This is a genomic window from Pristimantibacillus sp. PTI5 (assembly GCF_048572955.1).
Lineage (GTDB): Bacteria > Bacillota > Bacilli > Paenibacillales > Paenibacillaceae > Pristimantibacillus.
In genome coordinates this window covers 2,912,800-2,935,357 of the sequence record NZ_CP183886.1, presented here as the reverse complement: position 1 = coordinate 2,935,357, position 22,558 = coordinate 2,912,800, and the positions used below count along the sequence as shown (strand labels likewise).

The 22,558-nt window shown below is 51.1% G+C and carries 18 protein-coding genes; 7 read left to right on the top strand and 11 right to left on the bottom strand.

Annotated features, from left to right (window positions below):
• Positions 1–31 precede the first annotated feature (31 nt).
• The 4 genes from phnE (ACN6MW_RS13140) to ACN6MW_RS13125 form a co-directional block, all read right to left on the bottom strand.
• Positions 32–835, bottom strand: a complete 804-nt coding sequence (phnE, locus tag ACN6MW_RS13140) for a phosphonate ABC transporter, permease protein PhnE (RefSeq protein ID WP_419875797.1) — start codon at positions 833–835, stop codon at positions 32–34.
• On the bottom strand, positions 832–1,623 hold the full coding sequence (gene phnE, locus ACN6MW_RS13135) for a phosphonate ABC transporter, permease protein PhnE (RefSeq protein ID WP_419875796.1): 792 nt from the start codon (positions 1,621–1,623) through the stop codon (positions 832–834). Before phnE (ACN6MW_RS13135) ends, phnE (ACN6MW_RS13140) begins: the two co-directional genes overlap by 4 nt.
• Complete coding sequence (phnC, locus tag ACN6MW_RS13130; protein ID WP_419875795.1) at positions 1,620–2,393, bottom strand: phosphonate ABC transporter ATP-binding protein; 774 nt, start codon at positions 2,391–2,393, stop codon at positions 1,620–1,622. Before phnC ends, phnE (ACN6MW_RS13135) begins: the two co-directional genes overlap by 4 nt.
• A gap of 118 nt (positions 2,394–2,511) precedes the next feature.
• Positions 2,512–3,474: a phosphate/phosphite/phosphonate ABC transporter substrate-binding protein gene (locus tag ACN6MW_RS13125; protein ID WP_419876341.1), complete on the bottom strand. Its 963-nt coding sequence runs from the start codon at positions 3,472–3,474 to the stop codon at positions 2,512–2,514.
• A gap of 183 nt (positions 3,475–3,657) precedes the next feature.
• Between ACN6MW_RS13125 and ACN6MW_RS13120 the strand changes: the two genes are divergently transcribed.
• Positions 3,658–5,247 (top strand): bifunctional metallophosphatase/5'-nucleotidase, encoded by a 1,590-nt coding sequence (locus tag ACN6MW_RS13120; protein WP_419875794.1) that lies wholly within the window; start codon positions 3,658–3,660, stop codon positions 5,245–5,247.
• A 90-nt stretch (positions 5,248–5,337) separates the two neighbouring features.
• On the opposite strand, the gene ACN6MW_RS13115 is transcribed toward ACN6MW_RS13120, so the two are convergent.
• Both ACN6MW_RS13115 and ACN6MW_RS13110 read right to left on the bottom strand, forming a co-directional pair.
• Positions 5,338–6,177, bottom strand: a complete 840-nt coding sequence (locus tag ACN6MW_RS13115) for a carbohydrate ABC transporter permease (RefSeq protein ID WP_364152315.1) — start codon at positions 6,175–6,177, stop codon at positions 5,338–5,340.
• A complete protein-coding gene (locus ACN6MW_RS13110; RefSeq protein WP_419875793.1) occupies positions 6,177–7,067 on the bottom strand; it encodes a carbohydrate ABC transporter permease in 891 nt (296 codons plus the stop codon). Before ACN6MW_RS13110 ends, ACN6MW_RS13115 begins: the two co-directional genes overlap by 1 nt.
• Before the next feature lie 200 nt (positions 7,068–7,267).
• On the opposite strand from ACN6MW_RS13110, the gene ACN6MW_RS13105 reads away from it, so the two are divergent.
• The 4 genes from ACN6MW_RS13105 to ACN6MW_RS13090 all read left to right on the top strand — a co-directional run bounded on the left by ACN6MW_RS13105 (position 7,268) and on the right by ACN6MW_RS13090 (position 14,344).
• Positions 7,268–9,064 carry a sensor histidine kinase gene (locus tag ACN6MW_RS13105; RefSeq protein ID WP_419875792.1) on the top strand — a complete coding sequence of 599 codons (1,797 nt, stop codon included), beginning with the start codon at positions 7,268–7,270 and terminating at the stop codon, positions 9,062–9,064.
• Positions 9,057–10,688 (top strand): response regulator transcription factor, encoded by a 1,632-nt coding sequence (locus ACN6MW_RS13100; protein ID WP_419875791.1) that lies wholly within the window; start codon positions 9,057–9,059, stop codon positions 10,686–10,688. Before ACN6MW_RS13105 ends, ACN6MW_RS13100 begins: the two co-directional genes overlap by 8 nt.
• A 138-nt stretch (positions 10,689–10,826) precedes the next feature.
• A complete protein-coding gene (locus tag ACN6MW_RS13095; protein ID WP_419875790.1) occupies positions 10,827–12,143 on the top strand; it encodes an ABC transporter substrate-binding protein in 1,317 nt (438 codons plus the stop codon).
• A 98-nt stretch (positions 12,144–12,241) separates the two neighbouring features.
• Positions 12,242–14,344 carry a glycoside hydrolase family 36 protein gene (locus ACN6MW_RS13090; RefSeq protein WP_419875789.1) on the top strand — a complete coding sequence of 701 codons (2,103 nt, stop codon included), beginning with the start codon at positions 12,242–12,244 and terminating at the stop codon, positions 14,342–14,344.
• Between the two features lie 155 nt (positions 14,345–14,499).
• On the opposite strand, the gene ACN6MW_RS13085 is transcribed toward ACN6MW_RS13090, so the two are convergent.
• Positions 14,500–16,557, bottom strand: a complete 2,058-nt coding sequence (locus tag ACN6MW_RS13085) for an acyltransferase family protein (protein WP_419875788.1) — start codon at positions 16,555–16,557, stop codon at positions 14,500–14,502.
• A 327-nt stretch (positions 16,558–16,884) separates the two neighbouring features.
• Here ACN6MW_RS13085 and ACN6MW_RS13080 point away from each other — a divergent pair, with 327 nt between their 5' ends.
• Positions 16,885–18,132, top strand: coding sequence for a hypothetical protein (locus ACN6MW_RS13080; protein WP_419875787.1), 1,248 nt, complete (start codon positions 16,885–16,887; stop codon positions 18,130–18,132).
• Positions 18,133–18,237: 105 nt separating this feature from the next.
• On the opposite strand, the gene ACN6MW_RS13075 is transcribed toward ACN6MW_RS13080, so the two are convergent.
• The 4 genes from ACN6MW_RS13075 to ACN6MW_RS13060 all read right to left on the bottom strand — a co-directional run bounded on the left by ACN6MW_RS13075 (position 18,238) and on the right by ACN6MW_RS13060 (position 21,300).
• A complete protein-coding gene (locus ACN6MW_RS13075) occupies positions 18,238–19,206 on the bottom strand; it encodes an MraY family glycosyltransferase (protein ID WP_419875786.1) in 969 nt (322 codons plus the stop codon).
• Positions 19,207–19,327: 121 nt separating this feature from the next.
• Positions 19,328–19,858: a hypothetical protein gene (locus tag ACN6MW_RS13070; protein WP_419875785.1), complete on the bottom strand. Its 531-nt coding sequence runs from the start codon at positions 19,856–19,858 to the stop codon at positions 19,328–19,330.
• 19 nt (positions 19,859–19,877) lie between these two features.
• Positions 19,878–21,059 carry a hypothetical protein gene (locus tag ACN6MW_RS13065; RefSeq protein WP_419875784.1) on the bottom strand — a complete coding sequence of 394 codons (1,182 nt, stop codon included), beginning with the start codon at positions 21,057–21,059 and terminating at the stop codon, positions 19,878–19,880.
• Between the two features lie 40 nt (positions 21,060–21,099).
• Positions 21,100–21,300: a hypothetical protein gene (locus ACN6MW_RS13060; RefSeq protein WP_419875783.1), complete on the bottom strand. Its 201-nt coding sequence runs from the start codon at positions 21,298–21,300 to the stop codon at positions 21,100–21,102.
• Positions 21,301–21,588: 288 nt separating this feature from the next.
• Here ACN6MW_RS13060 and ACN6MW_RS13055 point away from each other — a divergent pair, with 288 nt between their 5' ends.
• Positions 21,589–22,494, top strand: a complete 906-nt coding sequence (locus tag ACN6MW_RS13055) for an NAD(P)/FAD-dependent oxidoreductase (RefSeq protein WP_419875782.1) — start codon at positions 21,589–21,591, stop codon at positions 22,492–22,494.
• The last annotated feature ends 64 nt before the right edge of the window (positions 22,495–22,558 follow it).

Sequence of the window (22,558 nt, the reverse complement as noted above, 5' to 3'; positions counted from 1 at the left end):
ATACGGGGGTCTCTGGCTTTTTGGCATTGGATTAAACGAGGCGCCTGCGGATAGCGCCGGAGAGAATATCGATGACGGTAATCAGGATGACGATGCCGAGCAAAATAATGCCGACGCGATCCCAGTTGCGGGTGCTCAGGGCAAATATAAGCGGCGTACCGATGCCGCCGGCGCCAATGACTCCGAGAATGGCAGCGGAGCGCATATTGATTTCGAACCGGTACAGCATATACGACATAAAACCGGGCAGCACCTGCGGCAGGACGGCAAACCATAAAATTTGAAGCCTATTCGCGCCGGAAGAGAGCAAAGCCTCGACCGGTCCTTTGTCCATATTTTCCACCTCATCCGCAAACAGCTTGCCCAGCATGCCGACCGAATGCAAGCCGAGCGCAAGCACGCCGGCGAACGAGCCCGGCCCAACGGCCTTAATAAACATAAGGGCAAGCACCACTTCAGGCACGGCGCGAATGAAGCTGAGCACCATTTTTCCTGAGCCGGAAACGACCCTTGAGCCGCTCATGTTGACAGCTGCCCAGAAGGCAAGCGGCAGGCAGAGCAGCGAAGAAATAAAGGTGCCCAGAATCGAAATCGCAAGCGTCTCCAGCAGGCCCCGCAGTAAATCCTCGCCTTCGGGCAAGTATACGAAATCCCAGTCGGGGGAGAGAATGCCGGTTACGATCGCTTTCGTTATTTGGACGGCCGTCTCTTTTATGCCGGTATACGGAATGCCTGCGAACGCCCAAATATAGACGAAGGCAAGCGCAAGGTAAATCAGCCAGCGGAAACGGTTTTTTTTAGGCTTTTGAATGATTGCGTTCCATGGTTTGGTCATAACAGCTTCTCCCGCAGCTTCGTGCTTGAATAATCAATGAGCAAGACGATGGCTAATGTGAAAATAATGATGACGCTCGTTTTGTCGTATTCCAAAAAACCCAGCGTAATTTCATAATAATGGCCGATACCGCCAGCGCCCACGAGCCCAAGCACGGCTGCCGCACGGACATTGATTTCAAAGGTATACAGCGTAAAGGACATGAAATGAGCCTGTATTTGCGGGATGACGGCAAACAGGATACGCTGCATGCCGTTTGCTCCGACCGCGGTCATCGCCTCCAGCGGTCCGCGGTCAATGCCTTCCAAGGCTTCGTAAGTAAGCTTGGCAATCAATCCGAAGGAAAAGACGGTCAGCGCCATCGTGCCGGGCAGCGGACCGATTCCGACGATAGCTACAAAGATCGCTGCGAGCAGCAGATCAGGGATGGTGCGTATGAGGTTCAGCACAAAACGTACCGGATGGCGGAGCCACCGGCTTCTCACGATATTGCCTGCACACAGCAAAGCGATCGGCATAGCGATCAAGGCGCCGATCGTCGTCCCGATGAGCGCCATTCGAATCGTCTCAAGCATCGCGCCGACGATATTATCGAGGTAAGTCCATTTGGGCGGAATCATTTCGGCTAGCAGGTCGAACATATTCGGAAAACCTTCGATAAGCTCGCCAAACGCGGCTTCCGTTTGAACCGAGCTCCCCCAAAGGAGCAGAACAATAATCATTGCTGTCAAATAATGCTTGAGCTTGCCGGGCGGCTTTGGATAGTTCGCTTTAGCAGGTGATCTCATGCGCGCCGCTCTCCCAGCAGTTCGGCATCTTCAATGGGACGTCCGTATATTTCAGCGAACCGTTCATCGGTCGCTTCACCCACGGGGCCGTCAAATACAACCTGCCCGGCGCGCAAACCGATGATTCTTGTCGCGTATTGGCGAGCCAAATCGACATAGTGGAGATTGACGATCGTCGTAATGCCTAGTTCTGTATTAATTTTCTTCAAATCATCCATAACCTGCTTCGTAGTCAGCGGATCAAGGGAGGCGACAGGCTCGTCTGCCAAAATAATTTTTGCTTCCTGCGCGAGTACGCGGGCAATCGCCACCCGCTGCTGTTGTCCGCCGGAAAGCTCATCGGCGCGAGAGTATGCTTTTTCGACAATGTTGACGCGGTCCAGCGCTTCGAAGGCAAGGTTCATGTCCCGCTCAGGGAAACGTCCCGTCAAGGTCGTGAAAGTGGAATGGTAGCCGACGCGGCCCGCGAGTACGTTGCGCAGGACGGTAGAGCGTTTAACAAGGTTGAAGCTTTGAAATATCATGCCGACGTTACGGCGAATCAAACGCAGCTGCTTGCCCTTTGCTTTGGTAATGGATTGCCCGTTAATGAGGATATCGCCCTCTGAAATATCATGCAGGCGGTTGATGGAACGCAGCAGCGTTGATTTTCCGGCACCGGATAGCCCAACGATGACGATAAATTCGCCTTTGGCAAAAGAAAGATTGATTTTGTTTAAGCCGGTTGTCCCGTTTGGGTACATTTTCGATACATTCCGCAGCTCGATCACGGGAACATCATTCCTTTGCTCATTATCATAGTCATAAGGATAGCCAGTCCTGGTGCTGAAGCGCTTGGACTGGCTTTTTGAATATATAGGTTGGTGAATCCTCGCTAACGCGAGAAGGTTATTCTGTTTTTACCTTTTCCCCGTACTCGCGAACGATGTCGAAGATGCTGTCTTCGGACTTCACGTAGCCTTGGTGGGAGTAAATTTCAAATATAATTTGACGGCTGGCTTCTTCATTTCCAAGCGCAATAAAGGCGTCCTGGATTTTGGTTACCCATTCCGTGTCCATGTCGGAACGAACGGAGATCGTGTCATTCGGAATGTTTTCGGTGTAAGTCAGCACGCGGGTATCGTCAAATACGGTCGGAAAATCTTTGGAAACGAGCGTGCGCGCATCCTGGAAAATCGCAGCCGCATCCACGTCGCCGTTCAATACGGCAATAACGCCCTGGTCATGGCCTTTTACCGTAACGGCCGTTACGTCCTTCAGCGGATCAAGTCCCGCATCGAGTAATTTTCCGGCCGGCCATACGAAGCCTGCGGAGGAGGTCACGTTCTGATAGGCGATTTTTTTGCCCTTGAGATCCTCAACGGTTTTGATATCGGAATCTTTTTTCACGATAATCATGGATTTGTAGAAATCAACGAGCTCCTCGGTCGGAGCGCCGGTGTCATCTTGTACGCCAAAGCGCTGTGCTTGGAGAATCACCTCGGCAGCGCCTTTATCCTTCGCTAATACATAAGCTGTCGGGGGAAGAAAGCCGACATCGACTTTTTTGGAGGCCATCGCCTCGATAATCGTGTTATAGTCGGTTGAAATACTCACTTCAACGGGAATGCCAAGCTTATCGGAGAGAAGCTTCTCCAGCGGCTTAGCCTTTGCTTCTAGCGTATCTGCGTTCTGGGAAGGCACGAATTGTACAGTGAGCTTCTCCGGCACGTAGCCTGCAGCCTGCTCGGTAGCAGCCGGTGCGTTCGTAGCTGCCTGATTTGTTGCCGCGGCTTCATTGTTGGTGTTGTTAGTGCCACAAGCACTGAGCAGAGAAAAGGAAAATAAAAGCGGCAGAACAAACTTAGTCATTTTTTTCAAACGATAACCCTCCAGAAATTCTAATTTATGGTACTTCTATAGCATAAAGTCATTTTATTAGCTGTCCGTAAACGAGGCGATAAGCTTTTGTAAACGAGTGGAAACGGGATCTCCTTGGCTTCGTTACCTGTTAAAATAGGGAATAAATGATCATTATAGAAGGGAAGTCGCAGCATGGGGCCGAGCGTTGAATTTACATGTGAAATGATGGTGACCAGCGATATTCACGGTCACATTCAGCCCGTGGAGTACCGGACGCGGGAGGAAAGGCATGCCGGCTTATCCAAAATAGCCACGCTTATAAAAGAGGCCAGGAAGAAATCTCCGGAGCTGCTGCTGGTGGATAATGGCGATCTGCTGCAGGGAACGCCGTTCGCTTATTACGCGGCGACAGCCGGCAAGCACCGGCTTAATCCGGCGATTGCGACGCTGAATGAGATGCGATACGATGCGGCAGTGCTCGGCAATCACGAATTTAATTACGGCTGGGAGCTTCTCGCCAAGGCGGTCGGGGATTCCAGCTTTCCATGGCTTTCGGCCGGAATCGTAAACCGCGAGACGAAAGAGCCGGTGTTTGGAAAGCCATATATCGTCAAGACATTAGGCCCGAACATTAAGGTAGTAATACTTGGTGTTACAACGCATTACATTCCCAATTGGGAGAACCCGAAGCATATTAAAGGACTCGAATTTCAAGATGCGCTGGAGACGGTCAAACAGTGGGCCGCCTATATACGGAAGGAAGAGCAGCCGGATTTGCTTGTGGTCTCCTATCACGGCGGCTTCGAACGAGATCTATCGAGCGGCGAGCCGGCAGAGAAGATGACAGGCGAGAATCAAGCCTATGCCATGTGTATGGAAGCAGAGGGGATAGACGTTCTGATAACGGGGCATCAGCATCGTTTTATAGCCGGCGAGGTGAACGGGGTTACCGTCATTCAGCCGGGCTGCAATGGACAAGCAGTGGGCAGGATCAGCGTTGCCTTTCAAAAAACGCCGAGCGGCTGGATGATTGCTAGGAAGCAGGCGGAGCTTCTCAGAATAGACGGGGCGGTTGCGTCAGACCCGGCTATTTTGTCGTTGACGGGTGAAGCGGAAGAGGCCACGCAGACTTGGCTCGATCAGACGATCGGACACATCCGGGGCGACATGACGATAGCGGATCCGCTGCTCTGCCGCATCGCCGACCATCCCTTCATTGCGTTCATGAACAGAGTGCAGATGGATGCGGCGGGCGTGGATATCTCGAATGCGGCTCTCCTGAACAACGAATCGGAGGGCTTCCGCGGGGAAGTGACCATGCGGGATATCCTGGCAAACTTCATGTATCCGAACACGCTGACCGTCCTCAGGCTTCGCGGAGAGGATATAAGAGCTGCGCTAGAGCAAACCGCAGCCTATTTCCAAGTGGATTTGAACGGTGCCTTAGGCGTCAACCCTGCCTACCTGGAGCCAAAGCTGCAGCATTACAACTATGACATGTGGGAAGGCATCGAGTACGAGCTGAATGCGGCGAAGCCGATCGGCCAGAGGGTGACGAGGCTGACCCGGAACGGACTGCCGCTGCGAGGTAACGAATGGTTCGATGTGGTCATGAACAATTACCGTGCGGCCGGCGGAGGCGATTACGAAATGTATCAGGGTAAGCAAATCGTACGCGAGGTGCAGATCGATATGGCGGAGCTCGTTGCGGCCTACCTGCAAAAGCATGGCGTAGTCGAGGCGGTATGCAACCATAATTGGCAGGTGGTTTTGAAGAAATAGTCTGGGCTTTGGCGGCAATGCCGGAGCGGATCAAAAAAAAGGCAGCTCACAAAGTCCATGGCTTTGGAGCTGCCTTTTACGTTTCGTTAATTAACCTTTCACCGCTCCGGCAACAACGCCCTTAACGATGTATTTCTGCAAGAAGATAAACACGACGATCGATGGGAGCACGGCCATAACCATGGCGGTCATTGCATACTGCCAGTCGGAGGTGTATTGACCGACGAAGGTATAGGCAGCAAGCGTTAACGTTTTGGTATCAGGCGAGCCGTTAACCATAAGAAGCGGCAGCAGGAAGTCATTCCAAATCCACATCACGTCGATGATGATGATTGTCGTTGTAACCGACTTCAGCAGCGGGAAGATCACGAGAAAGAACAATTTGAAGCCGGAAGCGCCGTCAATGGTCGCGCTCTCGTCAATTTCCTTCGGGATGCCCTTTACGAAGCCGTGATAAATGAAGACCGCGAGCGGAGCGCCAAAGCCCCAGTAAAGAATACCGAGTCCCCATGTGCTCTCTGATAGGTTTAAATCCTTCGCCAATTGCAGCACGGTAAGCATGATTGACTGAAACGGAATGAGCATCGGCATGATGCACACGAGATAAAGCAGCGCGCTCCAGCGCGTTTTCGTTCTGGCCAGCTTGTAAGCAGCAATGGAGGAGACGAGAATGATGCCCGCCAGTCCCACGGTTGTAATAATAAAGTTGTTAAGAAACAGCTTCGGATAGTTAATAAACGACCAAACATAAGAGTAGTTCTCGAATACGAGCTGCTTTGGCAGGGCAACGACGTCGGTCATGACCTCGCCGAAGCTTTTGAACGAGTTGTTGATGGCCAAGAATAACGGATATAGAAACACGAGCGAGAGGAGCACCATGACGATCTCCAGTACAATGCGCCCAGCTCTTGCTTTGTTTTGCGTTTTCATCAGGCTTCAACCTCCCTGCGTTTGAAGAGCGTCAATTGAATGATCGTTACGACTAATACAGCCACGAATAAAATAAGCGCTTTTGCCGTACCGTAGCCGTAAAGATTGTTTTGGAACGTATCTCTATAAATATCATACGCGATACTGTACGTCGTACCGCCAGGCCCGCCGCCAGTCAAGGATAGAATGACATCGAACACCTTGATGGAGTTGGTTAAAGCCATAAATACCGAAATCGTAATCGATGGCGCAAGAAGCGGCAGCGTAATGCTAAAGAAGCGTCTTACCGGGCCTGCTCCGTCAACCGTAGCAGCTTCCTTCAAATCGTCAGGTACGGACTGCAATCCGGCAATGTAAATGACTAAATAAAAGCCGATCGACTGCCAGATGGATACGAGCAGGATCGAGACGAAGGCAAGCCCCGGCTCCCCGAGCCAGCTAAGATCGAATATTCCCCAGCCTGTGCTCTGCGCAAGAGACTCGAAGCCTTGCATGAAAATGAATTTCCAGATAAAGCCGACAATAACCAAGCTGAGAATATACGGGATAAAGAATGCGGCACGCAGCCATGACGAGGTTCTGAGCTTCATATCGAGCACGACAGCAAGCAAAATGGCCAGAACGTTTACAATGATGATATACAATACCGCGTATTTGATCGTGAACCATGCGGAGTTTGCAAAGTTCGTGTCGCCCATGAAAATTTGCTTGAAGTTATCAAGTCCAACAAACTTTGGATGCTTGGAAATCCCGTTCCATTTGGTCATGGAATATCGAATGGTCATCGCGAAAGGAATGTAAAACGCGATGGCGATACAAATTAATACAGGCAAGGTGAAGATGCCGAATTCAAGCTTTTCGCCCCATTTTCTACCTAATGCTTTAAACATCGTTGCACCTCTTCTCTAAGGAGTTCATCTAAATTTATATTTTAAAAAAGCGGGATTAGCTATAATGTGTATTATAAATCAGCCATCCTCCCCGCAAAAATGGATTTAAGAAATCAGTTAGGGGTAAAAAGGTGAACGGAATGCAACGATGAAAGGATGAGAAACTTATTATTAATAGAGCGTTTAAAGCAGCGGCGGCAATGGCAGAGCGCGTGAATAGACGTCTGGTGAACAAGCTTATTTTGCTTTTCACGACCATTATTATACTCGTTGTCGCGTCGTTGACTTTTATTTCATATCAAATGTTCCAGAAGGAATCCGTGACGAACAGCATTGCCAGCACGTCCAACAACCTGCTGCTCGTCAATCAAAATATGGAGGATTATTTAAAGGGAATGGAGCAGCTTTCGCTGCCGCAAATCCGGTTCGACGAGATTACGTATGCCATCATGCATGAATCGGAGGATTATGCTTCGAAGATGTATTTGGAAAACTATTTGCGCCAGCTTTATTACTCGCGAAACGACCTTCAGGCGATTTATCTCTACGTCGTGAAGGAGAAAAAATATTATTCTATTTCCCAGGAAAACTATAATATCTCGGTACGAACGGGCATGAATCAGGAGATTCCTGAATTGTCGTGGTATTCGAAGGCCATGGAAAGCCCCTTCAACCGCTCTTATCAGTCCTTTGTAGAGCCTGGTTCCGAGGTAGGCTATCCCGTTCAGACGGCAAATACTTTTATGGCTTACCACAGGGTGCTGCGCTCCATCGTATCCCGGCAGCCGCAAGCGGTTCTGTCCTTTTATTTCGATTCCTCGGTAAGCAATGAGATCCTAAAGGATATTCCTTTTGACGAGGGCCAGCATTTATTGTTTTTAAGCCCGGACAACGAACCGTTTTATACGGATGACAAAAGCTTTTATAAAAGGGCGGAATCAACGGCTTTGGCGGACAAGCTGACGGATAAGCCAAACGGTCAGCTAACGTGGTCGGAGGCGGGGCAAAAGTATCTTGTCGTCTACGATATCGGGGAGCAGGAGGGCTGGAAGCTCGTTAAGCCGATTCCTTATTCGCAAATTTATGAAGCGGCAAGGACGACGCGGAATTTAAGCTTTATTATCGGCTTTTTGTTCCTGCTGCTTTCCATTATCGTCGTGACTTATTTCTCCAATGCCATTACGAAGCCGCTGCAGAAGCTTTCCTATCACATGAACCGCTTCAGTACGGGCGACTTCGATGCGGAAGCCGAGGTGAAGGGCAGGGATGAAATTGCCTATTTGTCGCGCCATTTCAACCTGATGGTGAGACGTACGAATGATTTGATCAATGAACGCTACAAAATGAAGCTGGTCGAGAAAAATGCGATATTAAAGGCCTTGGAGGCCGAAATTAATCCCCATTTCCTATATAATGCGCTGCAGGCCATATCGACGAAAGCTTTAAAAAATGAACGCTATGACATTGCGGATATGGTGGATGCTTTGGCGCTTACGCTCCGTTACTGCATTAGCGGGAAGGATATCGTACGGGCAAGAGAGGAACTGAAGCATATTGAAAACTACCTGTCCCTCCAGAAGGCTCGCTTCGGGAGCCGTCTCCAGGTGACTTACGAATGGCAGGAATCGATGCTGGAGCTGGAAATTCCAAAGCTGTCGATTCAGACGCTTGTCGAAAATTCGATCAAGCATGCGCTGGAGAAGGTGTCGAGCACCATTACGATCGATATCCGCGCGGCGATAACCGAATCGCATGCCATCATATCGGTGAGGGATAACGGGCCGGGGTTCTCGCCGGGAAGGCTGGAGCAAGTGAGGCAGTCCTTTTTGAATGAGTGGAAGGACCGTGAAGACGAGAATGAGAGTATCGGTCTCGTGAATTTGAATACGCGGCTGAAGCTGCTTTACGGAGACGAAGCCGAACTGGTTATCCATACGGATAAGACAGGCACGGAGATGGAGATGTTATTACCGCTGGGGGGCGTGAGCCATGTATAAGGTACTTATTATTGATGATGAAGAGCCGCTGCGCGAAGCGATTCGCATTTTAGGCGATTGGAAGGGCTTAGGGGTTTCAGAGGTGCTGGAGGCGACGGACGGGAAGGTCGGGCTTGCGATGCTGGCTGAGCACAAAATCGACTTGGCCATGGTGGATATGAAAATGCCGGAGCTGAACGGAATGGAGCTGCTGCAAATCATTGAGCGCGATTATCCCGATCTGCTGACGATTGTCATTAGCGGCTACAACGACTTTGAGTATACGCGTCAGGCCATCCGCTCTAAGGTGGTCGATTATTTGCTGAAGCCGGTCAATCGGCAGGATTTGAATCAATCGCTGCGCAAGGCCATTGATGTGCTGGATGCGAAACGGAAGAAAGAGAGCGATTTTATTAATCGCAATATCACGCTCAATATGTCGCTGCCGCGCCTGAAGGAGAGGGTATATCAATCCATCATCGAGCGCAGCTTCAAGAGCCAAACGAATGAAGCGTTCCTGCCTCTAATCGGCGCTGACGATCCCGGCAACCGGTTTACGGCCGTCGTGCTGCGGGTGCTTAATTTGGAGCAGATCAGAAAGCGCCGCTTCCATGAAGACACGGATTTGCTGCATTTTGCTGTCGCCAATGTCATGAATGAAATCGCAGCCGATCATTTTGGGGCATTCAGCTTTGCCAGCCCCAAGCAGGAGCGCGAGCTGATTGCCATTCTTACGATGAAGGGCGGGTATCCGGAGGATATCGCTTACCGCTCCATGCATCAATTGAATAAAGTAGCTTCAACCTTAAAGGAGCTGTTCGGCGTTATCGTAGCCGTAGGCATCGGGCATTCCACGCATGACGCGCTGGAGCTCGCTTCCTCCTATGAAGCTGCCAAAGCGGCAATTAACGGAATCGATCTGCTCAAGCTGAAGGGGGCAACCGTTGCCCTTGCCGCCGATAAAGCGGCTCCGCTGAAGGACAGTCAGTCCTTAACGAGTCGGATTCTCGTCATTCGCAGCGCGCTGGAGAACGGCAACGTACATAATGCCAAAACCATTTTGAGCGACTATGTGAAAAAATGGCGGTCTTCGGACCGCTTTAATATCGGAGAAGCGGACCGCGCACTGCATGAATTCGTCATTTTACTGAACGATATGGCGATTGAGCTGGGCGTGAACCAAGAGGCGCTGCCGCTGGGAGGCGACCATGCGCTGCGGGGCATCGGCATTTCTACCGATTTTGCGAACGTAGAGCAGTTCGAGCAGCTATTAAGCGATATTTTAGACTATTATAGCGGTGAAATTAGGAAGTCCCAAATGACGAATCAGCCGTTCGAAGTAGGGGATATTAAAACCTATATCGACAATCATTACTTTGAGGAAATCAAAATTTCCATGTTCGCGGACAAATATTTTTTGAGCAGGGAATACTTGATGAAGCTGTTTAAACAGCAGTTCGGTTTCGGTATTCATGAATATGTACAGAGGGTCCGGATGGACAAGGCGAAGGAGCTGCTGGACGATCCTAACCTGAAGATCCAGGATATTTCGGAAATGCTGGGATATAAGGATAAAAATTATTTCAGCAAAGCGTTCCGCAACTACTATTCGCTGTCGCCAACCGAGTATCGCTCCTCAAAGTGAAAGGTCAAATAGTGAACTGCATGCAGCATGACACTTTTTTACCCTTAACTATTCACTTATGTGCATTCTTATCCTATTTCTTTTTCTTTACAATAGGCATCGTAGACCACATTCAATGAAAGAAACGGGGGCAATACAATGTTTAAAAGATTTCTGGCACTGTCCGTCAGCCTAGTGCTGATTATCGGAATACTGGCTGCTTGCGGCGGCAACACAAACAATACGACTAACAACGAGGGTGCAAATACCGGTGAAAATACGGAAGCCTCCGACAAGCCGGTCACTATCAACATGTTTACTGCCTCTCCTGAATACACAGATGCTTTCAATGCATACATCGCAGAATACAAAAAAGTAAAACCGAACGTGACAATCAATCTTGAAATTATGCAAGCCGACTATAACACGGTTCTAAAATCGAAAATCGCTGCAGGCAGCACGCCGGACGTGTTCCAAACGACTGCGGGCGGGGATATCGATACTTTTGCAGAATACAGCGCGGATTTGACTAACGAGCCGCTTGCGGCTGCAATGACCGATTCCGTCAAAATCAACATGAGCTCCAAAGACGGCAAGGTGCTTGGCTTCCCTGTCAAAGGCAACCTGATGAACATGGTTTACAACAAAAAGCTGCTTGCTGATGCGGGCATTACCGAAGTGCCAAAAACAACTTCCCAAATGGAAGATGCAATCGCGAAGCTGGAAGCAAAAGGCATCACGCCATTTGCCAACGCTTATAAAGAGTGGTGGGTATGGAAGCATATTTTCCAAAACTTCGTGAACGCGGCTGCTGAAGATGCAGGCATTACGCCAAAAGAATTGGTTGGCAAGTTTATTGCCGGCGAAACTACGTTTAATGATCATCCTGTGTTGAAAGACAACTTCTTCAGCTTTATCGATACGACAGTGAAGCATGGCACAAACAAGCCTCTTGAGCGCGACAGCAATGCTGGGGTAAGCGACTTTGCTTCGGGCAAAGCAGCATTCATGACAGGTAAAGGCGCTTGGGATGAAGAAGCGATCAAAAAAATTACGCCAGACTTTGAGCTTGGCATCGTGGGTTACCCTGTAAGCGAAAAAGCAGAGCAAACGCTGCTTGTAACGGGTGCGGATCAAGCGCTTCGCATTAACAAAGATTCTAAAGTAGTTAATGAAACGATTGCGTTCTTCAACTGGCTGTACACTTCCGATTACGGCAAAAGCTGGTTCTCCAACGTAGCGAAGGTTATTCCTCCAATCAAGGATGCTCCGCTTCCTGAGCTGGATATGCCGAAACAAATGGAAGAGATCTTGAAAACAGAAAAATCCGGCGATTTGTCGGTTAACTACTCCCTAGATACGTTCCACCAAAAGTTTGGTGAGTTGATGCAAGCTTACATCGGCGGCAGCAAAACGAAAGATCAAGCCATTGACGAAATTCAAAAAGCTTGGATTCAATTCGGTTCCGCAGAGTAAGCCAATCAATAGGCAATTTCTTAACTCAGCACTTTTACAGTGCTGAGTTAAGTTGTTTTTAGGGCAGGTAAAATGGAAGTGAAGGATGGGGATACGCGGTGAGCAAACTTATTGAAATCGCAGAAAACGAGCTGCACCTGCAGTTTGAAATTACAAGCAGCGGAGATGTGCTGTTTCTTCATTTTGGCGCAACACCTTTGGCTAAGGACAGCATACGGGAGAAGCAAAAGCCGGGCTTTCGGCTGCTGGAGCTGCAATTAACGGGCGAGGACCGGGCGGAGTACCATGGGCGTACGCATCGTGCTTCTTATCCCGGATTGCGAATGGTATATGTATCGCATGAGGATACAAGGAATGAAGCGGGACGCAAGCTTGAGCTTGTACTGCGGGATGAAGTCACGGGGCTGAAGGCCGTACAACATTTCCAGTTCTATGACGGCGTGCAGACGGTTCGCAGCTGGACGGTGCTGAGGAATGAGGGAGCGGCGGCTGCAGAGGTGGAATATGTGTCCTCGTTTGCGCTAACCGGGCTCGATAAGGAAGGAGAACAGGACCGCGATGAAAAAATGAGGCTTCATTTGGCGCATAACGGCTGGCAAAGCGAGCTGCAATGGCGCTCTTACAAGCTGCCTGAGCTGGGCATGTCGCATTTGATGGACCGCGGCTCCAAACGCGTATCGTGCAGCAATACCGGCTCCTGGTCAGCGGCGGAGCATATTCCGATGGCCGTTCTGCAAAATGAGGAAGCAGGGACCAGCTTGTTCTGGCAAATCGAGCATAACGGTTCCTGGCACTGGGAAATCATTGAACAATCGGATTTGCTGACCGTGCTAATCAGCGGTCCGACAGAGCATGACAACCATTGGTGGCTGAAGCTTGCGCCAGGCGAGGAATTTGTCTCGGTGCCTCTGGCCATCGGTTCGGTTGAAGGCGGCTTCGAAGAGTCGATCGGGCAGCTGACGGCGTATCGCAGATTGATTCGGAGACCGAATGAGGATAACCAGCTGCTGCGGGTTATATTCAATGATTATATGAACTGCCTTTGGGGTGCCCCTACCACGGCAAAGCTGCTCCCGCTTATTGATGCGGCAGCCGAAGTAGGCTGCGAATATTTCTGTATCGACGCGGGCTGGTATGCCCCGGGCGAATGGTGGGACGGCGTCGGCGAGTGGTTGCCTTCGGAGGAGAGATTCCCGGAGGGCATCAAGTATGTGCTTGATTACATCCGCGGGAAAGGCTTGATTCCAGGCCTATGGCTGGAGCTCGAAGTGATGGGCATCAACAGCCCTAAGCTGGCGGAGACCGACGACAGCTGGTTTTTCATGCGCCACGGCAAGCGGGTTAAGGATCGCAGCCGCTACCAGCTCGACTATCGCAATCCGAAGGTCATTGCCCATGCGGATGAGGTCATCCGCCGTTTGGTCGAGGATTATGGCGTCGGCTACATCAAGATGGATTACAACATCAATGCCGGTATCGGAACGGAAAGCGGGGCCGACAGCTATGGGGATGGGCTGCTTCAGCATAACCGCGCGTATTTAAGGTGGCTCGACAAAACGTTCGCCAAGTATCCGAACCTGGTCATTGAGAACTGCTCTAGCGGCGGCATGCGCATGGATTATGCGATGCTAAGCCGGCACAGCATTCAATCGACGAGCGACCAAGAGGATTACGTGAAATACGCGGCGATCGCAGCGAGCTCGCCGGCGGCATTAACCCCGGAGCAATCGGCGATTTGGTCCTATCCGCTGCGCGAAGGCGACGATGAGGAAGTTATTTTCAATATGGTCAATGCCCTTTTGCTCAGGGTTCACCAGAGCGGCCATTTGGCGGAGCTCAGCCCGCGGCGCAGGGAACTCGTCAAAGAAGCTTTGGATTACTATAAAACCATTCGCGGCGATATTTCTTCGGCGATGCCGTTCTGGCCAATCGGGCTCCCGACGCAGCAGGATGACTGGATTAGCTATGGACTGCGACAGGAGGACCGCATTTATTTGGCCGTGTGGCGCATAAAGGGAAGCTCCTCTACGGTAAAGCTTCCTTTAGCTAGATGGAAGGGGCAGCAGCTGCAGACGCGGTGCGCCTATCCTGCAGAAGCATATGGCACCGAAATAATATGGCATGAAGCGGAAGGCGTGCTGGAGGTTAGCTTGCAGGATGTGAGAAGCGCGAGGCTGCTCGAGCTTCGGGTAGGCAAATAAGAAAGGAGCAGTTGAACACGGTATGAACGTGGTCAACTGCTCCTTTTTCTTTTAGCAGAGAATGTTACTGCAGCTACCGCTTCCCGTTGCATGAAGCACGCGTCTTCGGTAGGTGGACGCTTCCGGTTAGCGGGAAAATCTCCCGTTAACTAAATTTACTCTGAAATGGCTAGGGCATCAACCAGCATATCCGCATAAAACTCCGCGCCATGAATCTTCAAGTGTACGCCGTCCTTGGAGAAAAAATCTTCATTTCCCTTGCTAGCGGAATACCAATCCACGACAGACACATGGTTATGGCTTTCGGCTGTTTCGGCGAGCAATTTATTTACGGTATCCTGCCATTTGCGCGGAACGCGTGTATTCACCATAACGATCTCGCGGTCTTCACCGATCGCCTCCAGCAGCTCATTCATCTGTTTCACAGTGAAGGCGCCGTTCGTGCCAAGCTCAATGATGACCGTCTCTCCAAGCTTGCCGCTCTTTTTTAGCTCTTCGATGATCGCCGCTGCTTCAGAGAACTGTCTGCCAACTTTGCCGTCAATTTGGATGCCAGGCAGCCATTTTTCAAGAAAGGGACCTGCATCCAGCAGAACGGAGTCGCCAATGGCTGTAATTCTATTTGGATGATCGGTTGTTTCTGGCTTTATATCCGGGGAAGGCGTTGCGGTGCTGCTGTCGCTGCCGGTAGTTTCCTTAACCGTCGTATCGGTAACGCTCTCGCCGGCCGCTGCTTTTCCGTTATCTTTATCCGGGTGCTTGCTGCCGCCGTTCATGCCGTTATCCGGTTTTTCCGTTGGATTTCCAGCAGATACAGCCGGATTTTCTGGCGTCGGCTTAGGTGCTTGCTTCGGAGGCGTTGTTTCCTGCACAGACGTTACGGGCTTGGCTGGCATTCCAACTTGGCTGGCATCAACTGTATTAGGTTTTGCAGCTGCTTCATGGGAAAGGTCGGGCGCCGGTGTGCCGGCTGCGCTACCGTTGCCGTTTGCCGATTGCAAATCGACGCTGCTCGTGCAGGACACGCAGGATACGATCAGCACGATGCCTGCGAAATAAGTCGATGATTTGCGCAATTGCGGCAGATGGAGCAGGGAAGCTTGTTTCTTCAGTAAGGCGAATAGCTTGCCCAGCGCGCCATGCCGAATCGGCTCCTCCACAAACCGCCAGGATAGCTCTGCAAGAATAAAGGTAAGGACGACTTGAAGCAGAGCACGTACGGGATGAAGCTCTCCGCTCTCTGCCGCCGGCGTAGTCAGCACGATAATCGGATAATGGTACAAGTAAATGCCATAGGAGCGGACGCCGACCCATGCAAGAGCTTTGCTGCCGATGATTTGTGCAATCCTGCTTGCAGGATGCGCCATCGCAGCAACGACGGCCGCCGTAGCTATTGCGAGCAGCACCATGCCGCCGCGATAGAGCGATGCGTCGTATTCGGCGGCTTGTCCAATCATAAACAAAATAATGACTAGACCGGCCGTTCCCACGGTATCTAAAAGGAGGCGGCCGCGTACGGTAATTGACGCGGAAAGCTTCCAGCTCGGCCAGACGACAGCAAGCGCCGCGCCGATGAGAAGTGCGAAAGCTCTCGTATCCGTGCCGTAGTAAACCCGGCTTGGATCCATGCCGGGCTGATAGAGCAGCGCCATGGCGCCTGCAGAGATTGCGGCTGCCGCAAGCGTCCATAAAGCGAGCATGCCGCGTTTCGGAACGAAGCGGATGACGGCGATCAATACCAGCGGCCAAACGAGATAAAATTGTTCTTCGACCGCCAGCGACCATAGATGCCCGAACGGGGACGCGGGACCGAAGCTTTCGAAATAGGAGACTTCATGAAAAATAAGCCACCAGTTGCTTATATAGAGTAAAGCTGATCCGATATCTCCTTTTAGGGAAAGGAGCCTTTCGGAATCGCTAATCAAAAGCCATAAGGAAACTACGGCAATCATGAGGAACATGGCTGGCAGAAGCCGCCTAGCGCGGCGGATAATAAATGTTTTTAAATCAATCGTCTTTTTTTGGCCCAGCTGTTTAAGCAAAATATCGGTGATGAGATAGCCAGAGAGGACAAAAAACATGCTTACGCCAAGCAAACCGCCCGGCACGGCTTTGAGGTTTAAATGATAGGCGATCACAGCGAGAACGGCAATTGCGCGCAGGCCATCGAGCCCTGGCATGTATCGGCCGCTGTTACCGATTGGTTTAGGCATGGCGTACTCCTCCTTCGCAAAACGGGATGGGGAGACTTGCGGCATGGCGGGTTAGACGAAGTACGCGAGATAAGCAGCGGTTATTGCGGATACGGATGGAAAAAATGATGTTCAGCCCCTCTGGATGATAAATCGTTGTAATAGCAATTATAGAGTGAATTCCAGGTGAATTCGTAACAGAACAGTTACAAACGGGTTTCAATCCGGTATCAAATCGGCAGCACACCGGAAACAACAATCTTGAAGGCTGCAAGCGAAAAGAAGTATGAATCGACAGCCGAAGGGAACGGTAACCTTAATGTGATTTTTTGGAGGAGGAAGGCACCCGTGAAAGCTGTAAAAGTAGGATTAGTCTTATTATTGTTAGCTTTAATTTGGACGGCGGGAGGAACAGAAGATGCAGCGGCAGTAAAGGGAGAAAGGGACCTTATGGCTGCTTTTGTGCGTAACGGCGATCTTTGGGTAAAGCAAAACAACCAAGAGAAAAAACTGGCGAGCGGGCCCTTTATCCGGAATCCGAGATGGTCTTACGACGGAAAATGGCTCGCCTTTACGAAAGGAGAATTTGAGAAGGAGCTTTGGGTGCTGGAGCTTCAGACGGCTGAAAGCCGTCTTGTTCATCCGGACGGAGGATCAAATTTCCAATGGTCGCCGAGCGGAGCGAAGCTGGCATTTCTTATGAATGGCATGCTGCAGTATGTCGATCCAAGAAACCCTGATACACCGCTTGGCACAGCGAATGGGATCGGCAATTACTCATGGCTGCCAAGCGGCGGCGGCTTCTTTGCGTCCTCGCAGCCGGAGCTGCTGCCAGACGGCTGGACACCGGTCAGTTTATACCGTATACCGTTGAATGTGCTCGGAGATCCCAGCCAATATATAACGGTTCATGTGCTGCCCAAGCAGTCCGATGACTTTTTTGCTGTCGGAACGAGTGTGTTCAAATGGTCTGCGGACGGCCGTTGGATTGCCTTTCTGGCTACGCCGACGGCTTCTTTATCGGCTGATAGCAATACTCTGTGCGTAGTTACGGTGGACGGCGTCGTATTTCGAACACTGGATGAGATGGTGAATAACGCGCGATGGTTTGAATGGGCAGCCCGCGGCGACCGCCTGGCCTATATTGCCGGTGTCGGACGCGAGGCAGCCCGCAATAAGCAGCTGAAGGTGCTGGCAGTGACCACGGAAAAAGGGGCAGCTTATACGCCTAAGGGCTTTGTCGATCAAGCTTTGGCATGGCAGGATATGGAGCATGTAGTCGTGTCGAGAGCAGTCGAGTCAAGGGAGGAAAGCGGTCAGTCCGAGCTTCCTTATCCTTATTTAGTAAGAGTGGAGCTGGAGAACGGCAAGCAGAAGCAAATCACGAAGCCTTCTAAAAAGCATGGTGCGTACAATCCCATTGCGCTGCATTCGATGCTGGCTTGGGTGAAATACGGTCAAGCTGAGGCAGACGTCATGCTGGGAGATGAAAATGGGCGCCATGCGGGGGAATGGATTAAGGGGATCGACGCCGCAGATTCGTATTACGGGCAGTGGAGCTGGCCTGCGGTCTTGTCTTTTTATGGATCAGATTAAAAGCAGCTCCTAATGAAGAGGCTGTCCATAGGCCAACCGATAGCTTTGATCTTTGACAGGCAGGCAAAACAAAAAGAACCGAGACGCCGAGTCCCGGTTCCATCATTAAATCTGTACGAGCAGCAAAATAATCGAAGATAAGCATAAACAAGTGCTGATTAAGCAGAGAAACATAACGACCTGCTTATGGTTTAAGCCCGCGCGGAGCAGGCGGTAATGCGCTTGGCTGGCATCTGCCTGATAAATGGCTTTGCCCTGCAGCATCCGTCTTGCCACGACGAACAAGTTATCGAAGATCGGAACGCCCAGCGCCAAAATCGGAATGAACAGCGACATGACGGTTGCTTGCTTAAACGCGCCGTCCAGTGCGATAACCGCGAGAATGAACCCGAGGAAGGTAGCTCCGGCGTCGCCCATGAATATTTTGGCCGGCGGCTTGTTGTAACGTAAATAGGCAATGGTAACCCCGACCAGAATAATGGCCATGATGGCGGAATTGGATTGACCCTTTGCAAGGGCAACAACGAAGAGCGTAACGGCCGAAATCGCGGACAATCCGCCAGCCAGCCCATCCATGCCATCGGAGAAGTTAATGACCGTCGTAACGCCGAATATCCATAAAATTGTAAGCGAAAATTGCAAAATAACCGGAAGCAGAACATATTCGCCTGAGAGCGGGTTGTAGAAGCCGGTAAAGGAAATGCCGGAGGCATAGACAAGCACCGCAGCCGATATTTGCACGACAAATTTGGGAAGCGAAGGAAAATCCTTGCCCTTCGTCTTATACCAATCATCGACCGTGCCTATGATGAGCAGCAGTACGCCCCCTGCAAAAATAGCGCCGGTCTGCATGGAGAAGTCTCTGGTCACAAGCAAATACGTAAGGAAAAAACCTATAAAGATGACATAGCTTGCCGTGAGCGGAATCGGCTCCCGATGAAGCTTGCGTTCAACGTCCTTGCGCGGCTTGTCCACAAAATCAAGGCGGAAGGCTAGTCTTCCGAACGGCGGTATCAAGAAATAAACGATCGCAAAGGAAACTAGGAGAGAGAATGCGTATAAAATATTCGTCACCACCGTTATTTATTGAAGGAACAACAGAATTATACAATCCGAGCAGAAAATTGTCGATTGGCGGATACGTAAGTGAGAAGATATTAATGTTCTGCTGCTGTTATTTTTCTCGTTCCGTGCCTTAAAGCGGGAGCATTTCCAGTATTTCATCGGCGGTGGCCTGTCCGGCTGCAACCTTGAGAAATGCTTCCATATAAAGCTGGTGAAGATGCAGAATAAGCCCATTTTGCGTATCGATGGCTTTGATGTTGGCCGCGGCCTCGTTGCCTAACAGAAGGAGCGAGTTATGCTTGAAATAAACCACACCCGTATCCTCGAAGAAACCAAACGCGCCAAGCGGCAGCATCGTGTTCAGCTTTGCCGCCAGGCGGAGAAGCTCTCCGCAGTATACAGGTGAAACCCCCTCGGCAATCGTAACAAAGGCCTGCAAGATACAAATGCCCGCAGCTTCGGCGTCCTCCATATTCGGAAGAAAGCCCAGCTCCAGCTGCATGACGCGCGCTTCCTCGCCAATGCCGTCAAACCGGACAATGAGCGAGCGGAACGGATCCTCGGACGTAGGCTCCGCCCAGCCGGTCGAAAACCCTTCGGCGTTATAATCGGTCTCGAGCAATCGGAGCAGTCGGTCTGGACCGGTAGAAAAATTTGTCATACATACCTCCCGGCTGCATTTAAGTGTGCAGCTTTTTCGCAATCAGTTCGATTTTTGGCGTCTTCTTCTTCGCGTCAGGCGTTAAGCCGATATTTTTGATTAGGGTGATATACTGCGGATCGGATTCTAGGACACCTTTCTTGTATACGGTATGCGCGAGATCGGTAATGATCTGGCTGTAGCACTGGCCAACGGAGTTGAAGCCGTTTTGCTGAAGCAGGCTGCTACGAATGACGGATTTGTCGGGTTTGGCCTGCGGATCTGCCGCTTGAAGCTCGGAAACTTTCTTATCCAACCCAAGAAAACGGTCAACGATCTCTTCTTTGCGCGTACGTTTCTTATAAAATTTATAAATGGCGGCAATACCGCCGATAGCGCCTGCAACGCCAAGCAATAACCAGCCGACAGGCGTGGCGGCGCTGGCAAGCAGAAGTCCGCCGCCGACAATCATGGCTGCGCCTTTAAGCGCGGTAGCCGCGCTTTTCTTGCGGTTGATTTCTTGCGTGCTGGCACCGATGTTAGCCGCCAGGTTAAGTTTTTCGTCCTTGCCTGCCGTTTCTTTCTCCAGCTTCTCGAGATTGTTTTTGCGTTTGCCGTGCGTGTAAACGCCGGCTACGCCGCCGGCAAGATAGGCTGCCCCGCCGACCACGCCGGCAGCGCCTGCTGCCGCAGTAGCACCAGTACTGACTGCGGCGCCCATGAATGTCTGCGTATTGACGACGCTGGTTGCGCCGAAGCGGGCGAGATCGGCAACGCCTGCTCCGCCTTCGGCGCCGATATTTTGATATTTATCATGCGTGCTTAACGCTTCCTCATGATTTTGAGCAGCGTTATAGATTTGCATGCCTGCCGTGACGCCGCTAAGCATCGCGGATGCAGGGCCAATATCGGTGACAGCGCCGAGCGCCCCTGCGTTGGTCGAGCTTGTCGCAAGGTTCTGGGCCTCGCTGACGCCTGTAGCCGCTGCGCTTGAGGCGCCCACGGAAGCAGCGGCGGCTGTTGTTGCATAGGTGACGTAATCCCGGTCTTGGTCTTCGTTGTAATTCTTGGTTTTGTTACCCTTGACCGTACGCACAATCGTGGAGAACTTGTCCCAATCGACGCTTCGTCCGGTAAAGCCGGTAATGTGCTTTTTGGCCTTGCTTAAAGAGGGAGCGCCGCTGCCTCCGGCAAATAGGTTTGCGGCAATTTTTTGTTCCATCGTACTTAGTCCTTCGAAGAAGCTGAACAAGTCGGATTTCTTATCCTTGGAGGCTTCCGATTTCAGCCAGCTGATAATCGCCTGGGAGCCTCCGGCTGCCTGCGGTCCGCTGCAGTTGAAGCACATTGGAAGGAGCCGCGGCGCTGGGGGGGCGCTCTGACGTAACGGAGGGTTGGCCTGGTGTTGATTTAATGGATTCGCGGGAAGAAGAAGCCTTCTTCTGTAGTGGACTGTTCGCCAAGTGGGACCCCTCCTGAATGTAAAAGCCTGCCTGAACAAAAAAGTCATAATTGCATGTGATCCGTGCTTATAATGTAGTACTTTTATCTTAGCATGACTTCCCAAAATGTACTATTAAAATGGTTCAAAATACCTTATGGTTCGACAATTATTATTCTGATTTATAGCGGAAGGATCGCGTCAATTCGATGCATCCTTCCCCGAATGGCCGAATAAGGATAAGCAATCCTTTTTTTAAGCAGAAGAAGGGATAAGCTTTCCAACTTACCGGGATAGAGGAGCGAACCATATGAGGCTGGATTGTGCCATTATCGGCGGCGGGCCGGCGGGCTTAAACGCTGCGCTTGTGCTTGGCAGGTCGCGGAGGGATGTTATTGTATTTGACAACAACAAGCCTAGAAACGCGGTCACCCGCGAGTCCCACGGCTTTATTACGAGAGACGGCATTGGACCGGGCGAGCTGCGCAGATTAGCCCATAAAGATATTGCGAATTATCCGTCGGTGACCATCAAGCCGGATAAAGTCACCGAGATTAGGCATAGTGAGACGGGTTTTCAGGTGACGACGAGCAACGGGGTCACCTATTTGGCCCGTACCGTTATTTTGGCAGCCGGACTGAAGGAGTCATTGCCCAGCATCCCCGGCATTCAAAAGTTTTACGGTAAAAGCTTGTTCAGCTGCCCTTACTGTGACGGCTGGGAGCTGCGCGATCAACCGCTGGCGGTCATATCGGAGGGCTCGAATCTGTTCCAATTGGCCAAAATCGTCTATAACTGGAGCAAGGATGTGCTCGTTTGCACGAATGGGAAAGGCAGCCTAAACGCGCAGCAGATAGGAATGCTCGGACAAAGAGGCATTCAAGTGGCGCACCATAGGATCAGAGCTCTGGAAGGCGAGGCCGGCAGGCTTAACCGGGTCGTTTTTGAAAATGGCAGCGAGGTAAAGCGCTTCGGCGGATTCGTCACGCCTTCCTGGGATCAGGCCGCCGCGTTCGGGGAGTCGCTCGGCTGCGCCATGACTCAGGCCGGAGGCTTTATAACCGACGACTATGGCAGAACCAGCGTAAGGGGCGTGTATGCGGCCGGCGATTCCTCCATTATTGTTCCTGCGCAGCTGGTTGTAGCAGCGGGAGAGGGCAGCAAAGCGGCTATCGGAGCCAATACCGATTTGACGAACCAGGATTTTGGATGGTGACCGGGCTGCTTCGTCAGCGGATATAAACAAATAGCCGCCTCAAACCGTCGAATTTTTGCTAAAA

Coding starts and splice junctions, on each gene's coding strand:
- phnE (WP_419875797.1), bottom strand. CDS start 835: ATGACCAAACCATGGAACGCAATCATTCAAAAGCCTAAAAAAAACCGT.
- phnE (WP_419875796.1), bottom strand. CDS start 1,623: ATGAGATCACCTGCTAAAGCGAACTATCCAAAGCCGCCCGGCAAGCTC.
- ACN6MW_RS13125 (WP_419876341.1), bottom strand. CDS start 3,474: ATGACTAAGTTTGTTCTGCCGCTTTTATTTTCCTTTTCTCTGCTCAGT.
- ACN6MW_RS13120 (WP_419875794.1), top strand. CDS start 3,658: ATGGGGCCGAGCGTTGAATTTACATGTGAAATGATGGTGACCAGCGAT.
- ACN6MW_RS13115 (WP_364152315.1), bottom strand. CDS start 6,177: ATGAAAACGCAAAACAAAGCAAGAGCTGGGCGCATTGTACTGGAGATC.
- ACN6MW_RS13110 (WP_419875793.1), bottom strand. CDS start 7,067: ATGTTTAAAGCATTAGGTAGAAAATGGGGCGAAAAGCTTGAATTCGGC.
- ACN6MW_RS13105 (WP_419875792.1), top strand. CDS start 7,268: ATGGCAGAGCGCGTGAATAGACGTCTGGTGAACAAGCTTATTTTGCTT.
- ACN6MW_RS13100 (WP_419875791.1), top strand. CDS start 9,057: ATGTATAAGGTACTTATTATTGATGATGAAGAGCCGCTGCGCGAAGCG.
- ACN6MW_RS13095 (WP_419875790.1), top strand. CDS start 10,827: ATGTTTAAAAGATTTCTGGCACTGTCCGTCAGCCTAGTGCTGATTATC.
- ACN6MW_RS13085 (WP_419875788.1), bottom strand. CDS start 16,557: ATGCCTAAACCAATCGGTAACAGCGGCCGATACATGCCAGGGCTCGAT.
- ACN6MW_RS13070 (WP_419875785.1), bottom strand. CDS start 19,858: ATGACAAATTTTTCTACCGGTCCAGACCGACTGCTCCGATTGCTCGAG.
- ACN6MW_RS13065 (WP_419875784.1), bottom strand. CDS start 21,059: ATGGAACAAAAAATTGCCGCAAACCTATTTGCCGGAGGCAGCGGCGCT.
- ACN6MW_RS13055 (WP_419875782.1), top strand. CDS start 21,589: ATGAGGCTGGATTGTGCCATTATCGGCGGCGGGCCGGCGGGCTTAAAC.